Origin of the sequence: Brevundimonas pondensis (genome assembly GCF_017487345.1) — a bacterium.
Lineage (GTDB): Bacteria > Pseudomonadota > Alphaproteobacteria > Caulobacterales > Caulobacteraceae > Brevundimonas > Brevundimonas pondensis.
In genome coordinates, this window is record NZ_CP062006.1 from 2,624,523 (window position 1) to 2,647,797 (window position 23,275).

The following is a 23,275-nucleotide window of genomic DNA, read 5'->3' on the forward strand; positions in this document are numbered from 1 at the left end:
AAGCGTTGCAGATCACCATCCCACTAGGAACGGAGTCGTCATGGCGACGGTTTTTGAAGTGACCCTCGGCGCGGACGATGGCTCCTCGCGAATAATCCGTACTCAAGCCATGAGTGCGGATGACGCACGAAATACCGTCGAGAGCCATTTGCAACCGGGCGAGACCGTCGTCTTCGTTGAAGCCGCAGAACTCGATGAACTGGACGATGACGGTTTGAGAGATCATCCCCAAGAGGGTCCAGAGGTGAATCTCTCCCCACGGGCCCAGTGATGAGCTGTTCCGCAGGCTTCAATCCCGACCAGACAGGGAGATAGCTTTTCGAAAAATTTCAGCAGCCGTGCTCGCGTCAGCTTCTGTCGAACGACGACACCGCCCTCTGCATCGACGCCGTGCACCTGAAAAACCGACTTCGCGATGTCCAAACCAATCGTGGCTACCTGTCCCATGGCTCTCCTCCAGCTCTGCCGGAGGTCTAACGCCGCCGGTGGGTTGGAGAGCCGTCCACAGCATCAGAAGCAGACATTGGCGACGCGCCTGGAATCGGACTCTTAGAGGTTGGCCTGTGAAGGTCCGCTTTCGACCCATGGCGGACATCACCAGGACATGCTCTCCTCCGCCCATGCCCAAGAGCGAACTGGCCCGGGAAGTCATTCTTGAACACGTCATTGGCGTGTTGCGCCGTGTGACTATGTCCGCGGCAGAGGCTGTCACCGAGGCGACCGAGCTATACTACGATCTTGGTCTCTCAGGCGAAGATTTGGCTGATGCCATCGATGGGATAAGAGCGCCTTACGGGACCGATTTCACCGGTATGGACCTGCGGCGCTACGCACCGGGCGAGGGGTATGATCCCGGTTTCAATATCGTTCGCGATTTCCGAGATTGGCAAGGTAAACGGACGTATCGCAGCCTGACTGTAGCCAGCTTGATTGAGGCAATTCAGGCTGGTTCGTGGAGCGCCCGCTAGCCACCCTTAGCGGACGTCTACGGCGGCCGACGTCCGCTTTCGGCGCCGAAGCCCATGACCGCAACCGACCCGTTGCGGACTTCGAGCATATGCCGACAATGATCGGCATGCACAGCACCACAGCATATGAGCGACGTACCACTCTCTGCCTCAATGAGCTTGAGCGATTACGCGTGGCGCTTGCTGACGAGGTGGAGAGATACCGGATCGCGATCCGGGGCTACACGCCTGAGAAGATGGTGCAGTTTGGCACCCCCTATTTGGCGAAGCTGGAAGCGCGGGTTGCTGACGTAGACAAAGAGATCGCAGACCGGGCCTGAGTCCGTCTTCCACCCCTAGCCGAAGCTCCGAAGGTCGGCTTGTCGGCCGCAAGGTCAATGTCCGGTTCCAGGCTGGGTGTCTATTTCGCAAACGGACCCATTGCGGACACTGGCCTTGGCCGCAAAGACGGGTGCATGTCCGCCAACTTCACCCCAACCGCAGCCCAACAAGCCATCCTCGAACGGTTGCGCGTCCCGGAGCGTATCGAAGTTACACTTCAACGACCGAGTTTCGCGCTTGATGCCAATGAGCTGAGACTGTGCGAGAGGCGCTCAGAAGAGTTGGCGAGGGGCTTCGATCCCGATTATGAACTGACTGCCGAGGGAGCTGATTGAAGGCCTGATCGACGGGCTTTTCACCCCCTGAGTCTGCTAACCCCCCTTAAGCGAACTTCGGTTCACGAACCTTAGCTGACCTCGGCGTTCGGAGGATCGAAGGCTCTGGGCGCGGTAAATGATGCGGTCAAAAGGTCGATGTCACCGCAGCCATCGAAATAGCTCTAGGCTTCGATCATCTCTGCGTAGCCGCCTTTGACATAGAGTATGAACTCCAAGGGGTAGGCGTTCGGCCCCACTTCGGAGCGAACCCATCCCCCTGGGCTGACGGTGACCACGGCGGGCGGCAACGCCCTGTCCACGCTGAGCTCAGTGTAGAAACCGGGCTGACGTGCCCCTGAGTTTTCATCCAGCGGCGACCAGAGTCCTTGGGTTAGTTACGCCTCGCAGCGTAGGGTGAGCAACAGGCCGGGCCGCGCAGCTTTCATACTGCGCAGCGAGTCGGCCTGTTGCGGTCAGACTGGCTGCAAAAGCCTCCGGTGTCAGGTAGCCGATCGATGAGTGCGGCCGGCAGGTGTTGTAATCCAGCGCCCAGGCAGCGACCTTCTGTCGAGCATGGCCGAGGCCGAAGAACAGGCTTTCGTTGAGCAGTTCGTCACGCATCCGCCCGTTGAAAGATTCCACAAACCCGTTCTGGGTGGGCTTGCTCGACGCGATGTAGTGCCAGTCGACGCCATGGTCCTGCGCCCAGGCCAGGATGGCCGTGGACGTGAACTCCGTGCCGTTGTCGCTGACGATCATGGCGGGACGGCCCCGCCGAGCGATCAGCGCTGTCAGTTCGCGTGCGACGCGGCGCCCCGAGATCGAGGTGTCGGGGATCGCCGCCAGGCACTCGCGGGTGACGTCGTCGACCACATTGAGAATGCGGAAACGGCGGCCCGTGGCGAACTGATCGTGCACAAAGTCCAGCGACCATCGGGCGTTCGGCCTGGCCTCGATCAGGATCGGCGCCCGCGTGCCGATGGCGCGGCGGCGCGAGCGGCGCTTTCGCACCGTCAGGCCTTCCTCTCGATAGAGCCGGTAGATCCGGTTCTTGCCCGAAAGCTCGCCCTCACGTCGCAGCAGCACGAACAGCCGGCGATAGCCGAACCGTCGCCGCTCCACAGCCAGGGCGCGCAGCCGCTCCCGCAGCGCCGTGTCCGGCTGACGGCAAGATCGATAGCGCACCGATTTGCGGTCGGCCTTGATGATAGAGCAGGCCCGCCGTTCGCTGACGCCGAACGTCGCCTTCAGGTGGGCGACGGCCTGGCGCATCGTAGCGGGCCCTACCACTTTTTTGAGAGCAGATCGTTCAGCGCCGCCTTGTCGAGCATGGCGTCGGCCAGCAGGCGCTTCAGCTTTCCGTTTTCATCTTCCAGGGCCCGGAGGCGCTGGGCGTCCGACACGCTCATCCCGCCGAACTTGGCTTTCCAGGCGTAGATCGTGCCCTCCGACACGCCGTGCTTGCGCGCCAGCTCGCCCGCTTTGGCGCCCGGCCTCGTTCTCCCGCAGGATCCCAATGATCTGCTCTTCCGTGAATCTCGCTCGTTTCATTCCGTCCGTCCTTTCAAGGGCCGGGCTCTAGCTCCGCGTGGAGGAAATTCTCAGGGGCACGTCAAACTGGCGATGCCCCCAGCTGCAAGCTCGGGGCGAGCAGCAATTTTCCATCAAAACAAAAGGGCTTTGCGAAGACGATCCAAGCCCGGATTCTCCGCAAGGTTCCTGGAATTCGAGACCCGCATGACGAGTCGACCAAAGGCATAAATGCTCGAGCAGGGAGGCCATAGCCTGCGCAACCGAAATGACCGCTTTGCGCCCCACATCCGGCCGTTCGGCCTTGTAGCCGACGATCCCGAAAGCCGCCCTTCGTTCCGCCAGCGCTCAACTGGTTCAGACCCGACATTGCGCTCACGGCCCAACAGGTGTGGCCACCATTATGTTCGGAGTGCAGCAATCAGGGCGTCCCGAGCCATGGCCACGCGCGGGTGTCGCAGCGATGAGCGTGCCCAGACGAGGTAGTAAGCGTTGCGCGGCACCGTGACCGGGGCGGGTATCTCGATCAGCGTGCAGGCAGCGCGTTCGCTGCGGGTGAGATAGCCGGGCATCACCGTCCAGCCGAGACCCGCGCACAATCCCGATCGCAATACTCTCAAATCGGGCGCGGTCAACGCGGGCTGGCTCGTCAGCTCGAGCTGGTTTGCATGGAGCCAGGTTCGCAGCAGCGGCCGGTCGAGGTCGTAGGCGAGGTGGGCCGTCCGGTTGAGCCCGTCGGCAAGCGGCAATTCGGCAATCCGCATGGCCACGGCGGGCGAGGCTACGGCGCGCAGGTGCTCTTCGCCCAGCGCATGGAAGGCCAACCGCGGATCTTCGGGTTGCGAGGCGGTGACGGCCAGGTGCACCTTGTCTTCGAGGAGCATGGCATAAAGCGCCTCGCGCCCGCCGATATGCAGCCGCAGGTCCAGCCCTGCTTCCAGCAGCGGAGCCAGTCGGGGCGTGATCATTTCGCCCAGCAGGTCCGACGGCGCGGCGATGTGGACCGTGCCCGAGATGCGGGACGAACGGGCCCGCGCGCTGGCCAGTGCCGATTCCGCCGTGTCGAGGCTGCTTCCGATTGAAGCAGCGAGATCGTCGGCGATCGCTGTCGGTCGGACGCCGCGCGAATGGCGATCGAACAAGGGACGGCCCAGTTGCGCCTCGAGCGATGCGATGTGCTGCGACGCCGCCGGTTGGGTGATGCCGATTGCCCGGGCCGCCTCGCTCAGTGAACGACGGCGATAGACTTCGACAAAGGTGCGCAACTGCAGGAGGGACATTCCGGTTCCATAAGCGGATTTATGGCCGTCCGCCATTCCCGCTGGATTTCATGATGCCGTTCCCTGCGTATCTAAGCCGCCGAAGGAACGATCGAATGCAAAATCGCCGCCAGCTGCTGAAAGCTCTCACCGCTGTCTTTGTGGCGGGTGCGGCTGCGCTGGTTGCGTTTGCTCGTGTCCCCGACATCAATGGAAAAGGACAATTGACGATGACCCGCATTCTCATGGTGGCCACCTCCGCCGACCGCATGACTCCCGGCACCGAACCGACGGGTGTCTGGCTCGAGGAACTTACCACCCCGTACTACGCGTTCCGCGATGCGGGCGCCGAGGTGACGCTGGCCTCGATCAAGGGCGGCGCCATCCCCGTCGACCAGCGCAGCGTCAACGCCGACGGCGAGAACGACGCTTCGGTCGAGCGCTATCTGAAGGACGAGGCCCTGAAGGCCGAGGTTGCCGGTACGCCGGTGTTCACCAGCATCGATCCCGCCGGCTACGACGCGCTGTTCATGCCGGGCGGCCACGGCACCATGTTTGATTACCCCGGTAGCGAAGAGTTGGCGCGCCTGGTCGAACGCTTCGATCGCGAAGGCAAGATCGTCGCCGCCGTCTGCCATGGACCGGCTGGGCTGGTCTCGGCGGCGAAGGCCGATGGCACGCCCTTCGTCGCAGGCCGCCGTGTCGCGGGCTTCACCGACAGCGAGGAACGCGCGGTCGGCCTCGATCAGGCGGTGCCGTTCCTGCTCGAAACGCGTCTCAAGGAACTTGGCGGCAAGCACGAGAGCGGCCCCGATTTCGCCCCATTCGCTTTGCGCGACGGCAATCTGGTGACCGGCCAGAACCCCGCCAGCGCAACCCGCACCGCGGAGCTCGTGATGGAAGCCCTCAAGGACAAGAACGCCTGATCATGCGGTATCTCCACACCATGCTGCGCGTCGCCGATCCCGAGGCGGCGATCCGTTTCTTCACGCTGCTGGGTCTCAAGGAGACCCGGCGCATGGAGAACCAGGCCGGGCGTTACACGCTGATCTACCTTGCCGCCGACGAGGATTTCCGCGGCGACGGCGAGCAGGGCGATGCCGAGGTCGAGCTGACGTACAACTGGCCGCCCGAGGATGGCAGCGCTTCCGAGAAATACACGGGCGGCCGAAACTTCGGCCATCTCGCCTACGGGGTCGACGACATCTACGAAACGTGCGCGCGGCTGCTGGCGGGCGGCGTGACGATCAATCGCCCCCCGCGTGACGGATACATGGCGTTCGTCCGCTCGCCGGACGGGATCTCGATCGAACTGCTGCAGAAGGGCGAACACAAGGCTCCGGCCGAACCCTGGGCCTCCATGCCCAACACGGGCGAATGGTGATGGCGAAATTGTTCGAACCGATTGAGGTTGGCGGGCTGCGGCTCGCCAACCGCATCGTCATCGCGCCGATGTGCCAGTATTCGGCAGTCGACGGCGCGATGACCGACTGGCACCAGATGCATCTCGGCCAGTTGGCGCTGTCGGGCGCGGGCGCGCTGACGATCGAGGCGACCGCGGTCAGCCCGGAAGGGCGCATCACCTACGGTGACGTCGGCCTATACGATGACCGTACCGAAGCGGCGATGCGAAGCGTGCTCGAAAGTGTGCGTCGTTGGTCGGACATGCCGCTGATCATCCAGCTGGCCCATGCCGGCCGCAAGGCGAGCTGCGCCAAGCCGTGGCACGGCGGAGCGCAGCTTGCCCCCGATGCAGAGAACGGCTGGCAGACCGTGGCACCCAGCGCCACTCCCTTCGCTCCGGACGACCATCCCCCCGTCGAACTGGACAAGGCAGGGCTTGCCCGCATCCGGGAGGCGTTCGCGGATGCCGCCCGCCGCGCCAGCAGGCTCGGCATCGATGCCATCCAGATCCACGCGGCGCACGGTTATCTGCTCCACGAGTTTCTTTCGCCGATCTCCAACCGGCGCGGCGACGAATACGGCGGCAGCCTCGACAACCGGATGCGGTTCCCGCTCGAAGTGTTCGATGACGTGCGCGAAGCGTTTCCGGCCGACCGCCCGGTGACCGTCCGCGTTTCTGGGACCGACTGGGTTGAAGGCGGCTGGACAGCGGAGGAAACCGCATTGTTTGCACAGGAGCTGGAGCGGCGCGGTTGTTCGGCAATCCACGTGTCCAGCGGCGGCCTCGACCCGCGCCAGCAGATCCCTGTCGGTCCCGGCTATCAGGTGCCGCTGGCGCGGACGGTCAAGGACGCGGTCGCCATGCCTGTCGTGGCGGTCGGAATGATCACCGATCCGCACCAGGCGGAGCGCATCCTCGAAGACGGGCATGCCGACGCCATAGCGATAGCCCGCGCTGCGCTGTGGGATCCGCGTTGGCCCTGGCACGCCGCCGCCGCGCTTGGTGCATCGGTCAAGGCGCCCCCGCAATATCTCCGGTCCGAGCCCCACAAAGCGGGCCGCATCCTCGAGGAAATGACCCCATGAAAACCTCCGTCAAACTGCTTCTTGCCGCTGGCGCTGCCCTCGCGCTTGCCGCCTGCTCGACGACCCGCGAGGGTGCATCCGCGCCCCAGATCGAACAGGTCGCGACCTTCGATGGCGCGATGCCGACTGGCGTGACCGTCGCCCCCAACGGGCGCATCTTCGTCAACTTCCCGCAATGGGGCGACAACGCGCCGTTCACGGTTGCCGAGCTGGTCGACGGCAAGGCGGTGCCTTATCCCGACGCCGCGACCAACCAGCCCGATCCGGCCGACCCGGCTGGGCATTTCATCTCGGTGCAGAGCGTGGTGGCCGACGGCGCCAATCGCCTCTGGGTGCTCGACACGGCGGCGCCCAAATTCTCTCAACCACAGGCCGGCGGTGCAAAGCTGGTGGCAATCGACCTTGCGACCGACCGGGTGGTGAAGACGATCGTCCTGCCGCCCAGCGTGGTGCTGCCCACGACCTACCTCAACGACGTGCGCTTCGATCTGCGTCAGGGCGCCGAGGGCGTCGCCTACATCACCGACAGCAGCAACGAGGGGATCGGCGGCATCATCGTCGTCGATATCGCAAGCGGGCGGGCGATCCGGCGCCTGTCGAACCATGCGACGACCAACCCCGAGCCCGGCTTCACCCCGGTTGTCGATGGCGCGGTGCTCATGAACCGCCCGGCTGACGGCCCCGCGACGCCGGTCACGATCGCAAGCGACGCGATTGCGCTCAGCGCCGACGGCAGCCTGCTGTATTACGGTCCACTGTCGGGCCGGACGCTGCACGCGGTGCCCACGGCAATGCTGCGCGATCCCGCGGTGTCCGAGGAGGCATTGGGCCGCGCGGTCCGCAGCCTGGGGCGCAAAGGCGCCTCGGACGGGATAGCCGAGGATGACAAGGGCCGCGTGTTCGCCGGCGATTACGAGAACAACGCGATCCGCGTGCTCGACCAGGGCAGCTGGACGACGGTGGTCAGCAACCCGCGCATCAGCTGGCCCGACACGCTGTCGATCGGCACCGACGGCTACCTCTACTTCACCGCCAACCAGCTTCACCGCCAGCCAGGCTTCCACGGCGGGCGGGACTTGCGCCGCAAGCCCTACGAGCTGCTCCGCATCAAGGTGGGCGCGGCTCCCGTCCTGTTGCGCTCGCGGTGACCCCATCAGGCCGGGCGGGCTCGCGCGGGGCCGCGATCCGGCGAAAAATCAACAACTGACTTGAAGGAATACAGTCATGACCAAGGGTATCGAAGGCAAGGTCGTTCTCATAACCGGCGGCAGCAGCGGCATCGGCGCGGAAACTGCGCGTCTTCTCGCGGAACGCGGCGCCAAGGTGGCCATCGCCGCGCGGCGCAAGGACAGGCTCGACGAGGTCGTCGCGGACATCGCCGCAGTTGGCGGAACGGCACGTAGCTACGCGCTGGACGTGACCGACAAATCGGCGGTCCAGTCCGTCGTCGCCTCAATCATTGCCGACTTTGGCCGCCTCGACGTGCTGATCAACAACGCCGGGCTGATGCCGATCCGTCCGATGGCCGAGGTCAACACCGACGAGTGGGACCAGATGATCGACGTCAATCTGAAGGGTACGCTCTACGGCATCGCGGCGGCCCTTCCCGGTTTTCTCGAGCAGGGCAGCGGTCACATCATCAACTTGAGCTCGGTTGCGGGCATCAAGGTCTTCGCACCGGGCGGCACGGTCTACTCCGGCACCAAGTTCGCCGTCAGCGCGATCAGCGAGGGCTTGCGCCACGAGGTGGGGGAAAAGGTCCGGGTCACGTCAATCGAGCCTGGAGCTGTCGAAAGCGATTTGAAGTTCACGACCTCTGGCGCGGCTGTCGAGACGGTGCTGGACTTCTACAAGCAGGCCATCCCGGCGGCATCGGTGGCGCGTGCTATCGCGTTCGCTGTCGAACAACCTGATGACGTCGACGTCAACGCGATCGTCATCCGGCCGACCGCACAGCAGTTCTGATTTCGACGAGGAGGCGGGGCCGCGGGTGCTCCGCCTCATGGGGAACGTACCGGCCCGCTCGTCCGTTACTTTGCCGAATAATATCTGTCCGTTTCACTTGAGGAGTCATTTGTGTCCAAACTTGCCCTGTATGTGCCACTGAAGGCCAAGCCCGGAAAAGAGCGCGATGTCGCCAATTTCCTGACCTCGGCATTGCCGCTCGTTCAAGCTGAGGCAGGCACTCTGACCTGGTATGCGATCGAGGAAGGTCTCGGTGCGTACGCGATCTTCGATACGTTCGACACAGAGGAGGATCGGCAGGCCCATCTTGACGGCAAGGTTGCCGCCGCACTGATGGAGAAAGCAGAAGAACTGTTTTCTGAACCGCCGCAGATTCACAAGTTCACCCTGCTCGCCGCGAAATAGCGGAGCGGTCGGCACCCTAAGCTGCGGTTTGACTGCAGGGTAAGGCTCGTGTTTCCATCCGGAATGGATGGCCCAGCCGAAACGAGAAATGAATAAATGAATACGACAGGCCATCCGCGATAGTGGATGGCCTGTCTTTTGCGCTTATCACACCTCTGAAGTTACTGATAAGGTGCCGTTGATGTGTCGCGACGTAACGGCGCCATTGGTCCGCGGGAGATTCTTGAGCACATCAATTTGGCGCGATATTCGGCCGTTCTGGCCTAGTCATTCAGAAAACCGCCGTGAATCGATCCCAGGATGGCCCTACGGGAAGGAACCTCTCAGGTAGCAGAAGGTTCAGGAAACTGAGATCACTTGGAAGGGTGCGATGTCCTCCGCCGTTGCGATGGACCGGATCATCACCAAGCTCTCGATTTGATGACGCGTTGAAAACAGCTGGGAAAGGAGAAGATCCGTGAAAGCTGTCGTGTACAACGGGCCCAAAGATGTTTCTGTCAACACCATCGATGATCCCAAGATCGAAAAGCATACCGATGTTATCATCCGGCTGACCACGACCAATATCTGCGGGTCGGACCTTCACATGTATGAGGGCCGTACCAGCTTTGAGAAGGGCAAGGTCTTCGGTCACGAAAACCTTGGCGAGGTCGTCGAAGTCGGCGCTGCCGTAGATCGTATCAAGAAGGGCGATCGCGTGTGCATGCCGTTCAACGTCGGTTGCGGTTTCTGCGAAAATTGCGAACGCGGTTTGACGGGTTTTTGTCTCACGACCAACCCTGGAACCGCCGGCGCAGCGTATGGCTTTGCCGAGATGGGTCCGTGGCAAGGTGGTCAGGCCGAGTTCATGCGCGTGCCTTATGCGGACTTCAATTGCCTGAAACTGCCTGAGGACGCTGAGGAGAAGGAGGATGACTATGTCATGCTCTCCGACATCTTCCCGACGGGTTGGCATGGCGTCGAACTGTCAGGGTTCCTGCCTGGCGAAAGCATCGCGATCTACGGCGCCGGTCCGGTCGGTTTAATGGCCGCGCACTCAGCCGAAATCCGCGGTGCCGCTCAGATTTTCGTGGTCGATTCTCACGATGACCGCCTGAAACTGGCCGAGGCGATGGGCGCTATTCCGATCGACATGCGCAAGGGCGATCCCGCCCAGCAGATCCTTGACGCGACCGGCGGCCTCGGGACCGACCGGGGGGTTGAGGCGGTGGGGTATCAGTGTTGCGATCGCCACGGCAAGGAGCGCAGCAATTACACGATGAACTGCCTCGTCAAAAGCACGAAGGCCACCGGTGGAATCGGCGTCGTCGGCGTGTTCATCCCGGAAGACCCGAACGCGCCCGACGATCTGCAGAAGGAAGGCAAGATGGCGTTCGACTTCGGCAACTTCTGGTTCAAGGGCCAGAAGATCGGCACCGGCCAGTGCAATGTAAAGCACTACAACCGGCGACTGATGAAGCTTATCGAGCAAGACCGAGCCAATCCTGCCCAAATCATCTCGCACCGACTGCCGCTTGATCAGGCGCCAGACGCTTACAAGCATTTCGACGAACGCGATGCTGGTTGGACGAAGGTCGTGCTCAAGCCGGGTGCCTGACCTTCGACGGATAGGAAATAAATATGACTTTGAAAGGCAAATCAGTTGCTATTCTGATCGCACCTCGTGGAACAGAAGAACCAGAATTCTCGAATCCCAAGCAAGCTGTCGAGGACGCTGGTGGCAAAGTTACCGTGGTCAGTTTTGAACCGGGCAAGGCTCGCACAGTCAATAGCGATCTTGACGAGGGCGGCAGCTATACTATCGACAAGACGTTTTCCGAGGTCAAAGCCGACGATTTCGACGGACTTGTTGTGCCCGGAGGGACTGTCGGTGCCGACAAGCTGCGCGGCAGCGTCGAGGCAATTGATTTTATCCGGGCTTTCTTCGATCAGAGAAAACCTGTTGCGGCTATATGCCATGCACCCTGGACACTGATCGAGGCGGGCGTGCTTAAGGGTCGCACCTTGACGTCCTACCCGACGCTGAAGGTCGATATCGAGAACGCCGGCGGTGCATGGACCAATGAGGAAGTCGTGGTCGACAACGGCCTTGTTACCAGCCGCGATCCCAATGATTTGCCCGCCTTCTGTGCCAAACTCGTTGAGGAGATCGCAGAAGGTGTGGGCGCGGCGCTCGCAGCAGGGAATTAAGACGGGGCGTTTCGACGAACCATGTGAGGGTCCTCTCCTTGGAGAAGGTCCGCACAAAGCAAGCGTGGCGGATGGCCAGCAATGGCCGTCCGCCACGACGCGTATCACACGAACACGGCGCACCTGACGGGCACTCAAACCCTAAGCCGCGTCAACCGCGGTGACACATCGCCGGCTCCCGCTTCCAGATTCGACCCATTCCAACGTGTGGTTGAGATGCACCTGATCGAACGTGCATTCGGCCAGATTTACGACTACAGCGCCGCCTTGAGATAGCGGGCGGTGAGACTGCCTTCCGCTTCTGCAACGACGCCAGGGACGCCGCTGGCAACGATACGGCCCCCATCTTCCCCGGCCCCCGGTCCCAGGTCGATGATCCAGTCCGCCTGTGTGATGGCGCGCATGTCATGTTCGACGACTACGACGGTATTGCCGGCGTCTACGAGGCCCTGCAGGTGTTGCATGAGCCGGTCGCCATCGGAGGGGTGAAGCCCCGAAGTTGGCTCGTCGAGGATGTAGATCGTGTTGCCGCGTTGAGCGCGTTGCAGTTCAGTCGCCAGCTTGATGCGCTGCGCCTCCCCGCCAGACAGCTCGGTCGCCGGCTGACCGAGCCTCAGATAGCCAAGACCGATCTCCCGCAACACGTCGAGGGAGCGCATCACAGATGCCTCGCCAGCGAAGAAATCGCACGCATCGTCGACCGTCAGTTCGAGCACCTGGGCGATATTGCGCCCGTTCCATTCGACTTCGAGCGTTTGCGGGTTGTAGCGAGAGCCATGACAGGTCGAGCAGGGGGCAAAAACGCTCGGCAGGAACAGCAGCTCCACCATGACGTATCCCTCGCCCTCGCACACAGGGCAGCGGCCTTGCGCGACGTTGAACGAGAACCTTCCGGGGCTGTAGTGCCGCCGGCGGGCGAGCGGCGTATCAGCGAAGATCCGTCGCACATGGTCGAACATGCCGCTGTAGGTGGATAGGTTCGAGCGTGGCGTGCGGCCGATCGGTTTCTGATCGACCCGCACCAGCCTGCGAACATGCTCCATGCCTGCGACAATGCGTCCTTCAGTGTCGTTCTGTGCAACATCGAGCAGCGGATCGATATCCTCCTCCTCGGCCACGGGGGAGCCGCCGAGGTGTTCCGTGACGAGCTCGGGCAGCGCCTGACTGACAAGACTGGATTTGCCCGATCCCGAAACGCCGGTGACAGCGGTGAAGCAGCCGATGGGAAACTCGACGTCGAGACCATGGAGATTGTTCCGCCTGATTCCTTCCAGGCGTAGCCATGCCTTGGGATCGCGCGGTGTGCGCTCACTGCGGAGCGGCTCTGCGAACAGGTAGCGGCGGGTGATCGAAGTCTCGACGTCGGCAAGCCCCTCTATCGGCCCGCTGTAGAGGACTTCACCGCCCTTTTCCCCGGCTCCTGGCCCGACATCGACGAGCCATTCCGCGCGGCGGATCACGTCGAGATCATGTTCGACGACGAACAGGGAGTTGCCCGCCGCCTTGAGACGCTCGAGAATGGTGAGCAAGGCTTCGCCATCTGCCGGGTGCAACCCTGCCGAAGGCTCGTCAAGCACATAGACCACGCCGAAAAGCTGTGACGACAATTGCGTGGCAAGCCGCAAGCGCTGCAGCTCTCCGGAGGAGAGCGTCGGCGTGCTGCGGTCGAGCGAAATGTAGCCAAGGCCAAGATCGATCAGCGGCTCTAGCCGCTCGATCAATTCGCAGGCAAGGCGTTGGGCGGCGATCCGCTTCTCGTCGGAGAGATTGGGCGTGCGGCGTACGTCGGGCGCGCTCTTGTGCGCAGAGCCGCCCGCCGCAACCCGTTGTTCGACCGCTGCATCGCGGGCCGCTTTTTCCAGAACATGGCCCTTTGAGGGGGCGGAGACCGCCCCATACGCGCCATGCGCGACGGGCATCAGCAAGTCCTTCAGCTTGAGCACCGTCAGGTCGCCGAACTCGGCAATGTCGAGGCCGGCGAATTTGACCGACAGGGCTTCGCGCTTCAGGCGCTTGCCGTCGCAGGTCGGGCAATCGCGGCCGATGATATATTGCGAGACGCGCTTCTTCATCAGCGCGCTTTTAGTGTTGGCGAAGGTTTCCAGCACATAGCGGCGCGCGCCGGTGAAGGTGCCCTGGTAGCTCGGCTCCATGCGGCGTTTGAGCGCCGTCCGGGTCTGTTCGGGCGTCAGGCCCGCATAGACCGGCACCGTTGGCGCCTCTTCAGTGAAGAGGATCCAGTCGCGATCCTTTTTCGGCAGGTCGCGCCACGGCGTATCGACGTCATAGCCGAGTGACACGAGGATATCGCGCAGGTTCTGGCCATGCCATGCCGCCGGCCAGGCGGCGACTGCGCGTTCCCGGATCGTCAGCGTGTCGTCGGGCACCATCGTTTCTTCGGTCGCATCATAGACGCGCCCGATGCCGTGACAGGTCGGGCAGGCCCCCGCGACCGTGTTGGGGGAGAAATCCTCCGCATAGAGCATGGGTTGATGGCGCGGATATTCGCCGACGCGCGAATAGAGCATCCGCACCAGGCTGGAGAGCGTCGTCACGCTGCCGACCGAGGATCGCGCGTTGGCCGAGCCGCGCTGCTGCTGCAACGCGACCGCAGGCGGCAAACCGTCGATCGCGTCGACCTCCGGCACGCCGGCCTGGTCGATCAGGCGACGGGCATAGGGCGCAACCGATTCCAGATAACGCCGCTGGGCTTCGGCATAAAGGGTGCCGAACGCGAGCGATGACTTGCCCGAGCCCGATATGCCGGTGAACACCACGAAGGCGTCGCGCGGTATATCGACGTCAATATTTTTGAGGTTATTCTGGCGCGCGCCGCGAACCTGCACGCAAGCGGGCGGCCCCGCATGCCCATGATCGGTGGCCGGCGTCGTCGCGTGAATATCCTTGCTCTTCAATTCAGTCTTCCTGCCCTATACGCCCGTGCGGCCCGTGGTTCATCACAGTCGGGTAACAGATGAATGCATTTCCGACTCACTACATCCAACGGCCAGGCTGGCCCGATGTTCGGTACCTTTGAAATATTTTTCCAGCATTAGACCAAAACCATTTTCCCGTTGGGTCGCGCGACGAGGCCAGACACACTCCGCTGGTAAGCGCCTGGGCCAGGCGGCCCTGGTCCGTGCCGCTATCGGCATGTAACGACCGCACTTCGGCGCTTGTTACCGCATCGCGACGCGTTGCCCATTTGCCAGAGCGCGCTTCATCATGGCCGGGGTCGGGCCATGATGACGGCCGAGTTGTCGATCCGAGCGCCTCGCGCCGCTTCGGATCGGCGGGTCAGTAGTGAATGACCTGATGAGCCCGAGCAGCAGCGCCGATTGCACGAAATTGAGCAGGCGGTGGCTGGCGGAGGCCGCGGTCATCGCGTCTCGTGGCCTCCGAGTTCGCGTCGGTCCTGATCGCGCACCAGCCAGTGGACAGCGCCGAGCGCAAGCGCCGCGCCCGCGAGTGCGGCAATCTTGGATGATTCCGTCTCGCCGAGGTCCAGGATGATGAATTTGCGCGCGATGGCGAGGAGCGCGATCAGCACGATCGTGCGGACCTGGAGGATCCCGAAGCTGCGTTCGGTCGCAACAAGAAGGGAGCGCTTGAACTCGAGCGCGATCACCACGGTGAAGATCATGCCGAACACCACCTGGAAGGTGGCGTAATCGAGAGTGTCGAATGCCCCCAGAACCAAGCGGTTCACGACTTCGCACATCAGCGCCCAGACCGACGCCACGACGATCGCCGCAATGATGACGCTGAGGACGAAGATGACACCTTGCTCGAACTTCTCGTAGAGCGTCATCGCCGACCATTGTTCACGGGTCAGCCCGGATCGTTGCAAGTCTTTCATGATTGCCCCTCGAAGCCGCCCCGGAGAGACAAGCTCCCCGGGGCTTCGCCAGACGGTGCGATATCGCACGGAGCGGAGGGGTCGCCGCAAACCGGCGACACCCAATGTGGCATATCAGCCGTTCTTGACCTCGATGCGCTTGACCTTGGCCTGCGCCTCGGGAGTCTGGGGCAGCTTGATCGTCAGAACCCCGTTCTTGAAGGATGCTTGCGCCTTTTCGCCATCCACACCGGGCGGGAGCGGAATAGTCCGGTAGATCGCGCCGTAGCTGCGCTCGGAGAGGTAGTATCCCTTTTTCTCCTCCTGGCGCTCGATCTTCTTCTCCCCCTTCACAGTCAACATGTCATCGTTGACCGTCACCTCGATGTCCTTCATCTCCATGCCCGGCAGCTCGATCGACACTTCGATCGCCTTTTCGGTCTCGACCATGTCGGATTTGGCTTCGCCGCTGCCCCAGGGCCATTCGAACTGACCGACCCGGTTCCAGAAGTTCTCGAACACATGGTTCATTTCGCGCTGGAGCGTCGCGATCGGGTTGTCTTCGCTGCTCTTGGCGTCTGGCGCGCCGTCCTTGCGCGCCCAAGGGATCAGGTCCTTGATCTGCATGATGGTGTCTCCTTCGGTTTTCAGGTGCCCTTGACGGCGATCCTTTTTGGCTGCGCTTCAGGGGCTCGGGGGAGCGTCAGGGTGAGGACGCCTCCGCGCATCTCGGCCTCGATCCTGTCGGGGTCGAAATCCTCGGATAGCGTGAAGGCCCTTTCGAAATCGCCCTCGCCATATTCGGCATAGGCAAGTTCCAGGTTTTCTGGCCGCATCGGCTCAACCTTGCCGCGGATCGTCAGCACGCGGTTTTCAAGCGTGATCTCGACGTCATCCGATCCGACGCCCGGCATTTCCAGCATCATGGAGACGCCCTGATCGGTTTCGACGATATCGGTCAGCGGGCGGTAGATGCGGCCGCCACCGATGGTCTCGGGCGTGTCGGTCGGCGTCTTTTCGGTGGCTTGCGTGATGTCGGTGCTCATCGTTCCAGCTCCTCTAAGGCCGCTTTGATCTCGATTTTCTTCTTCCTCGTTTCCTCGGGCTGGGAGATGGCGATCCGCAATACGCCGTTCGTCATCTTCGCCTCCACCTTGTCATCCGAAGCCGTGAACGGCAGGCGGATAGCGCGGGAAAACTTGCCATAACCGCGTTCGTTGCGGTGCCAGCGCGCACCTTCGGGAACCTCGGGCGGCTTGCGTTCGCCCGACAGCGTCAGGACGTTGTCCTTGACCGAAATTTCAATGTCGCCCGGTTCGATGCCGGGAAGTTCACCAGTGACGGCGACGGCCTCGGAGCCTTGCCACACATTCACCGCCGGGAACGCCGCGCGGGACGGGGGCCAGAAGCCGCGGTCGAGATCGCGCATCATGGAGCGCATCAGCGCGAAGGGATCGCTGCGGCGCAGATATGTCGGATAGAGCATTGCTGGCCTCCTGTTGCTGATCGATGCCCCCGAACCGGCGGCATGGTCCGACCGGGCAACGGTGCCGGCTGGATGTCGGTTCGGAGACCGCCCATCAAGATAGGCGGGCCCATTTATTATGCAAGCATATATGATGCTTGCATTGCACTTTGGGTGGACCGCAGTTTATCCTGTTTCTCATGCAGACGGAGGAAAGATACCCTTGATCACTTCTGATCTCGCCCTGATCGGGACGACGATCCACCGGGTCGCGCAGCTCATCCAGCAGCGGATTGACAACGAGATTGGCGACAGCGGCCTGACCCGCCTGTCCTGGATGGGGGCGGCACATGTCGAGGATTCGTCCGGGCTGACCATCGGCGATCTGGCCGGGCGGCTGGAGGTGGGCCGGGCCACTGCGGGCCAGCTCGTCGATCGCATGGTACAGGGCGGTTGGGTAGAGCGGTGGGCGTCACCCGACGACCGACGGGCGCAGATCGTCACGGCAACGCCAAAGGCCAGGGCGATGCTGGAGGAGCTCGAGCCGCGGCAATCGGCGCTCGAAGATGAGATCCTGCAGGATCTGTCGGCGGACGAGAGGCGCATTCTGCTGGCGCTGCTCGAGCGGATCAGGGCGCGGCTCGGGCGCTAGGGAAAAGGAAAAACCGTTTGGAAAAGAAGACCGAATACAGCATCTGGTACTGGGTGATGGCTTTCATAGCCGTGATCTTCATCCAGGATCTGATCGCCGGCTGGCAATCCGTGGCTCCCATCAGCTACAGCCAATTCGAAACCTATCTCGAGGACGGCAGGGTCGCGTCGGTCGCGGTCGGGTCAGACACCATCACCGGCGCCTTCACCGAACTCGTCGACGGCAAGAGCCAGTTCGTGACGACGGTCGTGGATCCCGGGATCCTGCAGCGGATCGACCGCTCCGGCGTCGAGATCACGGGCGTTCCTCAGAATACTTTTTTCGGCGCACTGATTTCCTGGGTGGCGCCAGCGCTTGTCTTCTTCGGAATCTGGATGCTGCTGTTCCGCAAGTTCGCCGACAAGCAGGGTTTTGGCGACTTCATATCCCCAAAGGCATATTGCTCGTCGGGCCGCCGGGAACCGGCAAGACGCTTCTGGCGCGCGCGGTGGCAGGCGAGGCCGGCGTGACCTTCTTTTCGATCTCGGGATCAGAGTTCGTCGAGATGTTCGTGGGCGTCGGTGCCGCACGGGTGCGCGACCTGTTCGAGCAGGCCCGGAAATCTGCCCCGGCAATCATCTTCATCGACGAACTCACGCTCTTGGATGGCGCGCTCCTCCGGCCAGATCGCCGGTGGCCATGATGAGCGTGAGCAGACGCTGAACCAGCTTCTGACCGAGCTCGACGGCTTCGACCCTTCAGTGGGCATCGTGCTCCTGGCCGCCACCAACCGACCCGAGATCCTCGACCCCGCGCTGCTGCGTGCGGGACGCTTCGACCGTCAGGTGCTGGTGGACCGGCCCGACAAGACGGGGCGTGTGCAGATCTTGAACGTGCACATGAAGAAAGTGACGCTCGCCCCAGACGTCGATGCCGAGAAGGTCGCAGCGCTTACTCCCGGCTTTTCCGGCGCGGATCTTGCCAATCTCGTCAACGAGGCAGCATTGCTCGCCACGCGCCGCAAGGCTGATGCGGTGACGATGGACGACTTCAACAATGCCGTCGAGCGCATCATCGCGGGGTTGGAAAAGAAGAACCGCGTTCTCAATCCGCGCGAACGCGAGATCGTAGCGCACCACGAGATGGGGCACGCGCTGGTGGCGATGGCTCTGCCGGGGTTAGACCCGGTGCACAAGGTCTCGATCATACCGCGCGGGATTGGCGCGCTCGGCTACACCATCCAGCGCCCGACCGAGGACCGCTTCCTGATGACGCGGGAGGAACTCGAAAACAAGATCGCAGTCCTGCTTGGCGGGCGCGCGGCAGAGAAGATCATCTACGATCATGTCTCGACCGGGGCGGCGGACGATCTGGTCAAGGCGACCGACATCGCCCGCGCCATGGTCGCGCGTTACGGGATGGACGAAGACCTCGGGCATGTCAGCTATGACACCGATCGGCCCGGCTTTCTCGGCGCCGGCGATCAGGCGTCCTGGCTCAACCGCCGCTACAGCGAGGCCACGGCCGAGCGAATGGACCTAAAGGTGCGCGACATCGTGGATGGCGTGTTCAAGCGCAACCTCACCCTTCTTGAAACCAATCTGGATCTTCTTGAGCAATCGGCGCAAGATCTCCTGCAACGAGAGACACTGGTCGAGCCCGATCTTGTGGCAATTGGGTCCAAGGTGAAAAGAACTGAAGCGGTCGCTGCGTGACACTGTCACTGGCGCAGATGATCGGCGAACAACCCTGACTGGATAAAGAAAACGGAGAAGAGAAATGGCAAACGGAGCTTGCGATATTTGCGGTCGACCGGCGACGGCGCGCGTGCGTGCCTCGGTGAACGGCAGGGTTCAGAACATGGAGCTTTGCGACCAGCATTACAGCGAAATGGCGCGCCGGTCGGGGCGCAGCGCCTCGCCGCTGGAGTCCCTGTTCGGACGGCGTTCCCTTCTTGACGAATTCTTCGGCGAGAGCGGTTTCGGCAGCCTCTTTGGTGACAGTCCGCTGCGAGGCGGCACGCTCGGCTCTATGGGTGATGGCGACGACGCTGTCGTCGACGCCACTTTCGGCGAGGGCGCGCCGCGGCGTGGATCGCGGCGCGGCGGCGGACGCACCATCGCCGACCGGCTGAGCGAACAGGGCAACAAGCTGCTGCAGGATGCCGCACAGAAGGCCGGGGAATTCGGGCGCAGCGAGGTCGACACCGAACATCTGCTTCTGGCATTGACCCCGTCTGACGTCGTCAAGACGATCCTCGAACAGTTCAAGGTCGATGTGGACGATCTGCGGCGCCAGATCGAGAAGGAAGCGAAGCGTGGAGACGCCAAGACGGAGGGAGAAATCGGCGTAAGCCCTCGCCTGAAGGACGCGCTGAACCGGGCCTTCATCGCCTCGAACGAACTCGGCCATTCCTATGTCGGTCCCGAGCACCTTCTGATCGGACTTGCCGAGGAAGGTGAAGGCCTGGCCGCGGCGATGCTGCGCAAGCTGGGGTTGACGCCGCAGGCGCTGCGTCAGCAGGTGACGAAGGTGGTCGGCAAGGGAGCCGAGGAAGGCCGCGTCGAGACTCCGTCGAACACCCCCGATCTCGACCAGTTCAGCCGTGACCTGACGAAGCTCGCCCGCGATGGCAAGCTCGATCCCGTCATCGGCCGCGCCCGCGAGATCGAGACGACGATCGAAGTGCTGGCCCGCCGGAAAAAGAACAACCCGGTGCTGATCGGCGAGCCCGGCGTGGGCAAGACCGCCATCGTCGAGGGACTTGCACAACGGATCGTCGCGGGCGAAGTGCCCGAGGCGCTGCGCGACAAGCGGCTGGTCGAGCTCAACATCAACTCGATGGTGGCCGGGTCGAAGTATCGCGGCGAGTTCGAGGAGCGTGTCCAGAAGATCCTCAAGGAGATCACCGAGGAGAAGGACAGCCTGATCCTGTTCATCGACGAGATGCACACCATCGTCGGCGCCGGCCAGGGCGGTGGCGAAGGTGGTCTCGACATCGCCAACACCTTCAAGCCGGCGCTGGCGCGGGGCGAGCTGAACCTGATCGGCGCGACGACGCTCAACGAGTACCAGAAATACATCGAGAAGGACGCAGCGCTCGAGCGACGGTTCCAGCCGGTTTATGTGGACGAGCCCACGGTCGCACAGACGATCATGATTCTCCGCGGGCTGCGCGACACGCTCGAAAGCCACCACAAGGTGACGATCACCGACGAAGCGATCATCGCCGCCGCGGAGCTTTCGGATCGCTATATCACCGGTCGCTTCATGCCCGACAAGGCGATCGACCTGATCGACCAGGCCGCGGCGCGGGTGAAGATCTCGGCCACTGCGCGGCCCGTGGACGTGCAGGAGCTCGAAGCCGAGGTCGCGCAGATCAAGCGCGAACAGGACTATGCCGCAGCCCGCAAGCAATTCGACCGAGCAGCGGAACTGAAGAAGGAACTCGAGCAGAAGCAGAAGGAGCTTGACGAGCTTCTGGAGATCTGGAAGCGCGACCAGGCTTCGGCGACCGCCGAGGTGCGCGCCGATCATGTCGCGCAGATCGTCTCCAAGATCACCGGTGTTCCGGTCACGGAGCTGACCGCCGAGGAGAAGGACAAGCTCCTGAAGCTCGAGGAGAAGCTGCACGAGCGCGTCATTGGCCAGGAAGAAGCGATCCGCGCCGTGGCCGATGCGGTGCGCCTGGCGCGTGCGGGTCTGCGCGAAGGTTCCGGTCCGACCGCGACCTTCCTGTTCCTCGGGCCGACCGGGGTTGGCAAGACGGAACTGGCCAAGACGCTCGCCGAGGTAATCTTCGGCGATCAGGACGCGATGATCCGTATCGACATGTCGGAGTATGGCGAGCGCCACTCGGTTGCCCGGTTGGTTGGCGCACCTCCGGGCTACGTCGGATACGACGAAGGCGGGCAGCTGACGGAGAAGGTGCGCCGTCGGCCCTACTCGGTCGTGCTCCTCGACGAGATCGAAAAGGCGCATCCCGATGTCTACAACATCCTGCTTCAGGTTTTCGACGATGGCCGCCTGACAGATGGCAAGGGCCGCGTGGTGGACTTCACTAACACCATCATCATCGCCACCTCGAACCTCGGTTCGGACATCATCCAGCGCAACCTCACGAAACGCGGCAGCAGTGAGTTCGACGAGGCCAAGCAGAAATCCGAACTGATGGAGGTGTTGCGCGGCCATTTCCGGCCAGAGTTCATCAACCGGATCGACGAGATCATCGTCTTTCATTCGCTGAATCAGTCGGAGATTCGCCAGATCGTCGAGTTGCAGCTCAACCGGGTGAAGAGGACCGCCCTCGGCCAGGGCGTCGAACTCGAATTCGATGTGAGCGTGGTGGATCACTTCGGCGCGGTCGGCTTCCGCCCCGAATTCGGCGCCCGCGAGCTGCGCCGGCTGATCCGGTCGGAGTTGGAGACCGAGTTGGCCCGCGAGATGCTCTCCGGGCGGATCGAGGATGGTGACAAGGTCCGCGTCGCCTGGTCGGAAGACGAACAGAGGGTCGTGTTCGAAAAGATCGTAAAGGACACCGGTGACGACAGCCCGGACGATCAGGCCAAGGCCGGGATCGAGGAGCTTAGCGAAGTTGCCGAAAACAAGACGGACGTTCCAAAGCCCAGCGTTGAGGATGAGGTGCAGTCCAAGGACGACAAGTCCGCCGAGTGACAGCGCAAAAGACTGGCCCGGCGCGATATCGGTCGCGCCGGACCATCTCTTCGGAGAGTTATAGGAAGGTCCACGGCATGAACGTCATTAGATCATTTCGCAATCTCGACCGGCACGGCCAACAGCGCGCGCCTGAGGTCATCGAGGAAGAAGTGCGGCAACTTGAACCGCACCTTGCGCGCTTTCGCGAGGATCTGGTCCGGCTCGAAGTCGTTGCCTCGCAGACGAGGGGCAAGAAGCGCATCAAAGTTAGCCTGCGCCTGCAACTGCCGTCGGGCGTGATCGCGGCGCGGGAAGAGGGATTCGAGATCGAGCCTGTCCTGCGCAAGGCCTTTGCCGACCTGCGCCACCAGGTCGATCGGCATGTGGCGCGCCTCAAGCACGAGCCTGAATACAAGCGTCCCGCCCGCCGGCGCCGGATCGGCGCCCCGCTGCCGCCCGCGCGGGATGCGGCGGAAGCGGACCGGCGCCAACTCTTCTTCGACCTGATCGAGGATCATCTCGATACGGTCTACGATACCGTCAGGCGCGAGTTGACCTATCTCGAGTGTAGCGGGTCTGTGCCGGCTGGCTACCTGAGCGTTGGCGATATCGTCGATGCGACGATCCTCAAGGGGCTGGCCCGCTTCGAGGATCGGCCTTCGGAGTTTTCCGTCGGCGACTGGCTGAAACGGCTGGCTTTTGAGACCATCGAGGAAGAATCCCGCGCCGCCCGCCGCGCCGTGCCTGAGGATGCCGCCTCCATCGAGGCGGAACCCGAGGCCCCGGCGGAGGATCCGACCGAGGCGGATCAGGCGATGTTCGAGTTCTACCAGCCCGACGAAGTGCTGATGCTGGAGGACCTCCTCGCCGACGACGGCGGCACAGACCCCGAGAGCCAAGCGGATCGGCATAAGATCGCCATGGTGCTGCACCGGGCAATCGCCGATCTTCCGTCGGTCGAACGCCGCGTTCTCTATCGGCTCCACCTCGACAACGCTACGATCGCGGAGACGGCAGACCTTTTCGGTCTGACCGAGACAGTGGTCGCCGAGATCGCAGAAAATGCGGGCGCGACACTACGCGCGAGGCTTGCCGAAGCCGGGTTGGTCAGAGATCCATCAGGCTGCGCGCCCATCGAACGGGAAATCGCTCACACGCAGCGTTTGCCTCAGCCGATCGAGGATCGCCGCCGCGTGGCCGCCGCTCTAACCGGCGAGGAGGCCGGCTCCGACACCTGACA

The 23,275-nt window shown here is 62.8% G+C and carries 24 protein-coding genes and 2 pseudogenes; 18 read left to right on the forward strand and 8 right to left on the reverse strand.

Features of this window, described 5'->3' with window-relative positions; translation table 11 throughout:
* The first annotated feature begins 40 nt into the window (after positions 1-40).
* A complete protein-coding gene (locus IFE19_RS13095; RefSeq protein ID WP_207822998.1) occupies positions 41-271 on the forward strand; it encodes a hypothetical protein in 231 nt (76 codons plus the stop codon).
* Here the strand turns inward: IFE19_RS13095 and IFE19_RS17670 are convergent.
* Positions 259-447 (reverse strand): annotated as a pseudogene (locus tag IFE19_RS17670) (IS110 family transposase); the annotation flags it as partial. The gene IFE19_RS13095 and the pseudogene IFE19_RS17670 sit on opposite strands and share 13 nt — an antisense overlap.
* Positions 448-620: 173 nt before the next feature.
* Here IFE19_RS17670 and IFE19_RS13100 point away from each other — a divergent pair.
* The 3 genes from IFE19_RS13100 to IFE19_RS13110 all read left to right on the forward strand — a co-directional run bounded on the left by IFE19_RS13100 (position 621) and on the right by IFE19_RS13110 (position 1,624).
* Positions 621-968, forward strand: a complete 348-nt coding sequence (locus IFE19_RS13100; protein WP_207823000.1) for a DUF1493 family protein — start codon at positions 621-623, stop codon at positions 966-968.
* A 107-nt stretch (positions 969-1,075) separates the two neighbouring features.
* Positions 1,076-1,288 (forward strand): hypothetical protein, encoded by a 213-nt coding sequence (locus tag IFE19_RS13105; RefSeq protein ID WP_207823002.1) that lies wholly within the window; start codon positions 1,076-1,078, stop codon positions 1,286-1,288.
* 135 nt (positions 1,289-1,423) lie between these two features.
* A complete protein-coding gene (locus tag IFE19_RS13110) occupies positions 1,424-1,624 on the forward strand; it encodes a hypothetical protein (protein WP_207823004.1) in 201 nt (66 codons plus the stop codon).
* A 345-nt stretch (positions 1,625-1,969) separates the two neighbouring features.
* Here IFE19_RS13110 and IFE19_RS13115 read toward each other — a convergent pair.
* Both IFE19_RS13115 and IFE19_RS13120 read right to left on the reverse strand, forming a co-directional pair.
* Positions 1,970-3,157 (reverse strand): annotated as a pseudogene (locus IFE19_RS13115) (IS3 family transposase).
* Between the two features lie 380 nt (positions 3,158-3,537).
* Positions 3,538-4,416, reverse strand: a complete 879-nt coding sequence (locus IFE19_RS13120; protein ID WP_207823005.1) for a LysR family transcriptional regulator — start codon at positions 4,414-4,416, stop codon at positions 3,538-3,540.
* Positions 4,417-4,511: 95 nt separating this feature from the next.
* Here IFE19_RS13120 and IFE19_RS13125 point away from each other — a divergent pair, with 95 nt between their 5' ends.
* From IFE19_RS13125 to IFE19_RS13160, 8 genes are all read left to right on the forward strand, one after another.
* Positions 4,512-5,321 (forward strand): type 1 glutamine amidotransferase domain-containing protein, encoded by an 810-nt coding sequence (locus tag IFE19_RS13125; protein ID WP_207823007.1) that lies wholly within the window; start codon positions 4,512-4,514, stop codon positions 5,319-5,321.
* Between the two features lie 2 nt (positions 5,322-5,323).
* Positions 5,324-5,779, forward strand: coding sequence for a VOC family protein (locus tag IFE19_RS13130; RefSeq protein WP_207823010.1), 456 nt, complete (start codon positions 5,324-5,326; stop codon positions 5,777-5,779).
* Positions 5,779-6,885 carry an NADH:flavin oxidoreductase/NADH oxidase gene (locus tag IFE19_RS13135; RefSeq protein WP_207823012.1) on the forward strand — a complete coding sequence of 369 codons (1,107 nt, stop codon included), beginning with the start codon at positions 5,779-5,781 and terminating at the stop codon, positions 6,883-6,885. Before IFE19_RS13130 ends, IFE19_RS13135 begins: the two co-directional genes overlap by 1 nt.
* Positions 6,882-8,033, forward strand: coding sequence for an L-dopachrome tautomerase-related protein (locus tag IFE19_RS13140; RefSeq protein WP_207823013.1), 1,152 nt, complete (start codon positions 6,882-6,884; stop codon positions 8,031-8,033). Before IFE19_RS13135 ends, IFE19_RS13140 begins: the two co-directional genes overlap by 4 nt.
* Positions 8,034-8,109: 76 nt before the next feature.
* Positions 8,110-8,850: an SDR family oxidoreductase gene (locus tag IFE19_RS13145; RefSeq protein ID WP_207823015.1), complete on the forward strand. Its 741-nt coding sequence runs from the start codon at positions 8,110-8,112 to the stop codon at positions 8,848-8,850.
* A gap of 111 nt (positions 8,851-8,961) precedes the next feature.
* Positions 8,962-9,255, forward strand: a complete 294-nt coding sequence (locus IFE19_RS13150; RefSeq protein ID WP_207823017.1) for a putative quinol monooxygenase — start codon at positions 8,962-8,964, stop codon at positions 9,253-9,255.
* Between the two features lie 457 nt (positions 9,256-9,712).
* On the forward strand, positions 9,713-10,852 hold the full coding sequence (locus tag IFE19_RS13155) for a glutathione-independent formaldehyde dehydrogenase (RefSeq protein WP_207823019.1): 1,140 nt from the start codon (positions 9,713-9,715) through the stop codon (positions 10,850-10,852).
* Positions 10,853-10,875: 23 nt separating this feature from the next.
* On the forward strand, positions 10,876-11,445 hold the full coding sequence (locus tag IFE19_RS13160; RefSeq protein ID WP_207823020.1) for a type 1 glutamine amidotransferase domain-containing protein: 570 nt from the start codon (positions 10,876-10,878) through the stop codon (positions 11,443-11,445).
* 254 nt (positions 11,446-11,699) lie between these two features.
* On the opposite strand, the gene IFE19_RS18010 is transcribed toward IFE19_RS13160, so the two are convergent.
* From IFE19_RS18010 to IFE19_RS13185, 5 genes are all read right to left on the reverse strand, one after another.
* The gene (locus IFE19_RS18010) at positions 11,700-14,360 is read right to left on the reverse strand and encodes an excinuclease ABC subunit A (RefSeq protein WP_455423503.1); all 2,661 of its coding nucleotides are present in this window, start codon (positions 14,358-14,360) and stop codon (positions 11,700-11,702) included.
* 464 nt (positions 14,361-14,824) lie between these two features.
* Positions 14,825-15,304: a phosphate-starvation-inducible PsiE family protein gene (locus IFE19_RS13170; protein WP_207823022.1), complete on the reverse strand. Its 480-nt coding sequence runs from the start codon at positions 15,302-15,304 to the stop codon at positions 14,825-14,827.
* A 114-nt stretch (positions 15,305-15,418) separates the two neighbouring features.
* Positions 15,419-15,910, reverse strand: a complete 492-nt coding sequence (locus tag IFE19_RS13175; RefSeq protein WP_207823024.1) for an Hsp20/alpha crystallin family protein — start codon at positions 15,908-15,910, stop codon at positions 15,419-15,421.
* Positions 15,911-15,930: 20 nt separating this feature from the next.
* Positions 15,931-16,329: an Hsp20/alpha crystallin family protein gene (locus IFE19_RS13180; RefSeq protein ID WP_207823026.1), complete on the reverse strand. Its 399-nt coding sequence runs from the start codon at positions 16,327-16,329 to the stop codon at positions 15,931-15,933.
* A complete protein-coding gene (locus IFE19_RS13185; RefSeq protein ID WP_207823028.1) occupies positions 16,326-16,769 on the reverse strand; it encodes an Hsp20/alpha crystallin family protein in 444 nt (147 codons plus the stop codon). Before IFE19_RS13185 ends, IFE19_RS13180 begins: the two co-directional genes overlap by 4 nt.
* 202 nt (positions 16,770-16,971) lie before the next feature.
* On the opposite strand from IFE19_RS13185, the gene IFE19_RS13190 reads away from it, so the two are divergent.
* The 6 genes from IFE19_RS13190 (at position 16,972) to IFE19_RS13205 (ending at position 23,273) form a co-directional block, all read left to right on the forward strand.
* Positions 16,972-17,400 carry a MarR family winged helix-turn-helix transcriptional regulator gene (locus IFE19_RS13190; RefSeq protein ID WP_207823030.1) on the forward strand — a complete coding sequence of 143 codons (429 nt, stop codon included), beginning with the start codon at positions 16,972-16,974 and terminating at the stop codon, positions 17,398-17,400.
* A 17-nt stretch (positions 17,401-17,417) separates the two neighbouring features.
* The gene (locus IFE19_RS17685) at positions 17,418-17,909 is read left to right on the forward strand and encodes an ATP-dependent metallopeptidase FtsH/Yme1/Tma family protein (protein ID WP_225910277.1); all 492 of its coding nucleotides are present in this window, start codon (positions 17,418-17,420) and stop codon (positions 17,907-17,909) included.
* Positions 17,888-18,082: an AAA family ATPase gene (locus tag IFE19_RS17875; RefSeq protein WP_263972780.1), complete on the forward strand. Its 195-nt coding sequence runs from the start codon at positions 17,888-17,890 to the stop codon at positions 18,080-18,082. Before IFE19_RS17685 ends, IFE19_RS17875 begins: the two co-directional genes overlap by 22 nt.
* Positions 18,045-19,094, forward strand: coding sequence for an ATP-dependent metallopeptidase FtsH/Yme1/Tma family protein (locus IFE19_RS17880; RefSeq protein WP_263972781.1), 1,050 nt, complete (start codon positions 18,045-18,047; stop codon positions 19,092-19,094). Before IFE19_RS17875 ends, IFE19_RS17880 begins: the two co-directional genes overlap by 38 nt.
* A gap of 64 nt (positions 19,095-19,158) precedes the next feature.
* Positions 19,159-22,053, forward strand: coding sequence for an ATP-dependent Clp protease ATP-binding subunit (locus IFE19_RS13200; RefSeq protein WP_207823032.1), 2,895 nt, complete (start codon positions 19,159-19,161; stop codon positions 22,051-22,053).
* A gap of 77 nt (positions 22,054-22,130) precedes the next feature.
* On the forward strand, positions 22,131-23,273 hold the full coding sequence (locus tag IFE19_RS13205) for a sigma-70 family RNA polymerase sigma factor (RefSeq protein WP_207823034.1): 1,143 nt from the start codon (positions 22,131-22,133) through the stop codon (positions 23,271-23,273).
* The last annotated feature ends 2 nt before the right edge of the window (positions 23,274-23,275 follow it).

Coding starts and splice junctions, on each gene's coding strand:
- IFE19_RS13095 (WP_207822998.1), top strand. CDS start 41: ATGGCGACGGTTTTTGAAGTGACCCTCGGCGCGGACGATGGCTCCTCG.
- IFE19_RS13100 (WP_207823000.1), top strand. CDS start 621: ATGCCCAAGAGCGAACTGGCCCGGGAAGTCATTCTTGAACACGTCATT.
- IFE19_RS13105 (WP_207823002.1), top strand. CDS start 1,076: ATGCACAGCACCACAGCATATGAGCGACGTACCACTCTCTGCCTCAAT.
- IFE19_RS13110 (WP_207823004.1), top strand. CDS start 1,424: ATGTCCGCCAACTTCACCCCAACCGCAGCCCAACAAGCCATCCTCGAA.
- IFE19_RS13120 (WP_207823005.1), bottom strand. CDS start 4,416: ATGTCCCTCCTGCAGTTGCGCACCTTTGTCGAAGTCTATCGCCGTCGT.
- IFE19_RS13125 (WP_207823007.1), top strand. CDS start 4,512: ATGCAAAATCGCCGCCAGCTGCTGAAAGCTCTCACCGCTGTCTTTGTG.
- IFE19_RS13130 (WP_207823010.1), top strand. CDS start 5,324: ATGCGGTATCTCCACACCATGCTGCGCGTCGCCGATCCCGAGGCGGCG.
- IFE19_RS13135 (WP_207823012.1), top strand. CDS start 5,779: ATGGCGAAATTGTTCGAACCGATTGAGGTTGGCGGGCTGCGGCTCGCC.
- IFE19_RS13140 (WP_207823013.1), top strand. CDS start 6,882: ATGAAAACCTCCGTCAAACTGCTTCTTGCCGCTGGCGCTGCCCTCGCG.
- IFE19_RS13145 (WP_207823015.1), top strand. CDS start 8,110: ATGACCAAGGGTATCGAAGGCAAGGTCGTTCTCATAACCGGCGGCAGC.
- IFE19_RS13160 (WP_207823020.1), top strand. CDS start 10,876: ATGACTTTGAAAGGCAAATCAGTTGCTATTCTGATCGCACCTCGTGGA.
- IFE19_RS13170 (WP_207823022.1), bottom strand. CDS start 15,304: ATGAAAGACTTGCAACGATCCGGGCTGACCCGTGAACAATGGTCGGCG.
- IFE19_RS13175 (WP_207823024.1), bottom strand. CDS start 15,910: ATGCAGATCAAGGACCTGATCCCTTGGGCGCGCAAGGACGGCGCGCCA.
- IFE19_RS13180 (WP_207823026.1), bottom strand. CDS start 16,329: ATGAGCACCGACATCACGCAAGCCACCGAAAAGACGCCGACCGACACG.
- IFE19_RS13185 (WP_207823028.1), bottom strand. CDS start 16,769: ATGCTCTATCCGACATATCTGCGCCGCAGCGATCCCTTCGCGCTGATG.
- IFE19_RS17880 (WP_263972781.1), top strand. CDS start 18,045: ATGGCGCGCTCCTCCGGCCAGATCGCCGGTGGCCATGATGAGCGTGAG.
- IFE19_RS13200 (WP_207823032.1), top strand. CDS start 19,159: ATGGCAAACGGAGCTTGCGATATTTGCGGTCGACCGGCGACGGCGCGC.
- IFE19_RS13205 (WP_207823034.1), top strand. CDS start 22,131: ATGAACGTCATTAGATCATTTCGCAATCTCGACCGGCACGGCCAACAG.